At 57.9% G+C, this 2,723-nt stretch carries 1 protein-coding gene and 1 pseudogene; one reads left to right on the forward strand and one right to left on the reverse strand.

The window, feature by feature from the left end:
- Positions 1-758: 758 nt before the first annotated feature.
- Positions 759-1,415, reverse strand: a pseudogene (locus tag AAAB35_RS12125) (IS3 family transposase); the annotation flags it as partial.
- Positions 1,416-1,479: 64 nt separating this feature from the next.
- Between AAAB35_RS12125 and AAAB35_RS12130 the strand changes: the two are divergent.
- A complete protein-coding gene (locus AAAB35_RS12130; protein WP_112648275.1) occupies positions 1,480-2,532 on the forward strand; it encodes an IS110 family transposase in 1,053 nt (350 codons plus the stop codon).
- Positions 2,533-2,723: the final 191 nt, after the last annotated feature.

Below are 2,723 nucleotides of genomic sequence, written 5' to 3' on the forward strand. Positions count from 1 at the left end.
GCGGTAGGCGCGCGGTGACGCGTCGTAGCGCTCTGCCGGGTAGGCCATGTTGAGCGCCTGGTGGGGCCGCTCGCTGTTGAACTCCTCGACGAAGTCGTCGAAGCGGGCTTGCTGCTGCAGGAAATTGGAGTTAAGTTAGCCTTTGTTTCCGCACGATTTTTCAATATCGCTCGCGAGAAGCGGTGTCGTCCGAAGGCTTGAAAAAACAACCTTTTGGTGCTGCTCGAAACGGCACTGAATCACCTTTCGACGGTCTCAAAATGCCCTGAAAGGGGCTGAAATCGGTTGGGAAGCGGCTCCCTTACGATGCGTTTTCCCGCATTTGAGCGCGCCGGTTCTCCCCAGGAATTTCGAGTCAATTTTCGAGTCTGCTCAAGCTCGCAATCACTGTCGCACAAAGTTGACATGACTGTCTCACCGCCTGAACCCGGACGATACGCCCTTTCACCATGACCTTGCCCCCAAGTTTTATCCAGTTTTGAGTTCGCTCCGGCGGTTTTGGGTTGTTATATTCGCGGCAGTAGCGGCGTTGCAGAAGCAAAAGATGGTCATCCAGCGGAGCTGAGGATCGAGTAAACCCGGAGAGCTTTAGGCGCTGCATTCAAGCGCGACCCGTTGATGAGGCCTCGATCCGCGTACTCCATCAGGGCCAGCGACAATTGTCTCGGTCGCAGACAAAGGCCGAATACATGAACGCACGCGTACGATGACCTAAAATTTGCAGAAAGCCTCTTGCGCCCGCGGGGCCGTCTATACATGAAGCTTTCGATGAAGGCGTTCTGGATCGGCTTGCCCGGCGCGTAGTGCCAGTCCACCTTGGCCCGGTCCGTCCATTGCAGGATCGCGTTGCTGGTGAACTCGCTGCCATTGTCGCTGACAATCATCTTCGGCTTGCCACGCCCCTCGATGATCCGCTCCAGCTCACGAGCAACCCGCAGACCGGAAAGTGAGGTATCGGCGACGAGTGCCAGGCATTCTCTGGTGCAATCGTCGACGACCGCCAAAATCCGGAACCAGCGGCCATCGGTCAATTGATCCGAGACGAAGTCCAGCGACCAACGATCATTGGCTGCCATCGGGATCAGCATCGGCGCGCGTGTAACAATCGCTCGCTTCCGGCCACCACGTTTGCGCACTGTCAGCTTCTCCTCTCGATAGAGCCGGAAGAGCCGCTTGTGATTCACAAGATGACCCTCACGCCTGAGCAGCACATGAAGGCGTCGATATCCAAAGCGACGGCGCTCATGCGCCAGCGCCTACATCCGCTCGCGAAGGTCATGGTCATCGCTGCGTCTGGTTTCGTAGCGGATCGTCATTCGGCAAAAGCCCATGGCTTTACACGCCCGCCGTTCGCTCATCTCGTGGTGACCCATCAGATGCGCGACAGCTTTCCGCCCTGCTGCGGGCGTCACCACTAATGGGATGGTCCGCCTCGTCCTCCTGCTGCACCATGAGGCGGCTAAACCAAAGGAGGTTGCAATGCCGAAACGCAATGTGCCGCGCCCTGCGGCTGTTTATGGAATTGATATCGGCAAGAATATATTCCACGTCGTCGGCCTCGGAAGCGATGGCGTGCCAGTCCAGAAGGTTCGTTTCCGACGCGACACGCTGCTACAGTTCTTCGAGCGAGCAGCACCGGCAATCGTGGGGATGGAATCGTGCGCAGGATCTCAGTGGATCGCCAGGAAGATACAGGCGCTCGGACATAAGGTGCGCTTGATCCCCGCGCAATTCGTGAAGCCCTACGTCAAGTCGAACAAGACCGACATCATCGATGCGGAGGCGATCGCTGAGGCAGCCACGCGGCCAACGATGCGGTTTGCTGCACTCAAGAGCGAGGAACAAGCAGATCTTCAGGCTTTGCACCGGGTGCGGGACCAGATGATCGGAACGAGAACGCGTCTGATCAATCAGATGCGAGCCTTCTGCCTGGAATACGGGATTGCCCTACGCCAGGGTGCAGGTCTGTTCAAGCTCGACCTGCCACAGGTTCTCGAGGATCAATCAAACGATCTTTCGCCGGCGATGCGTAAGCTGCTCGCAAACCTGTTCGCCGACTTGCGCCAGTTGGAACACCGCATCGGTGACCTCACACGCGAGATCGAGGCGGTCGCAAATCGCGAAGATATCGCACGACGTCTCATGACTATCCCTGGGATCGGAGCTTTGGGGGCGACTGCACTCCTTGCTGCCATTGGAAACGGTCGACAATTCCAGAAAGCCCGCGATCTGGCCGCGTGGCTCGGCCTCGTGCCGCGAGAATACTCGACCGGCGGAAAGCAAAGGCTTCTCGGTATCAGCAAGCGAGGAAACCGCTACGTGCGCAAATTGCTCGTGCATGGAGCAGGATCCTGCTTTCGACATCTCGATCGAACGAGGGATCGACTGGGGAGCTGGCTGGATGGCCTCCAGGCTCGGATGCACCCCGACAAAGCCGTCGTCGCACTTGCCGCTAAAATGGCCCGGATTGTCTGGGTTGTCCTGACCAAGCCTGGAGCGCTCTACGAACGCAGAGACCCTGCCTTCACCTGACGATCCAAGCGCGATTGCAAGGCTCGGGAATAGTGATGACGAAACAGTGGATCAACATGCCGTAAGTCCTGCGCAAAAAAGCGGGCTTCGTGCCCGAACCATTTATTGGGAACGGCGTGTGCGGATCTCATCATGGCCTGGCTGCAACCGCAGCCCACTCGCGAGAGGCCGGATACATTTATGCAACTGGA

The organism is Phyllobacterium sp., assembly GCF_037994425.1.
GTDB lineage: Bacteria > Pseudomonadota > Alphaproteobacteria > Rhizobiales > Rhizobiaceae > Phyllobacterium.

Bases quoted from the DNA above. Each gene is read 5' to 3' on its own strand.
- AAAB35_RS12130 (WP_112648275.1), top strand. From the start codon at position 1,480: ATGCCGAAACGCAATGTGCCGCGCCCTGCGGCTGTTTATGGAATTGAT.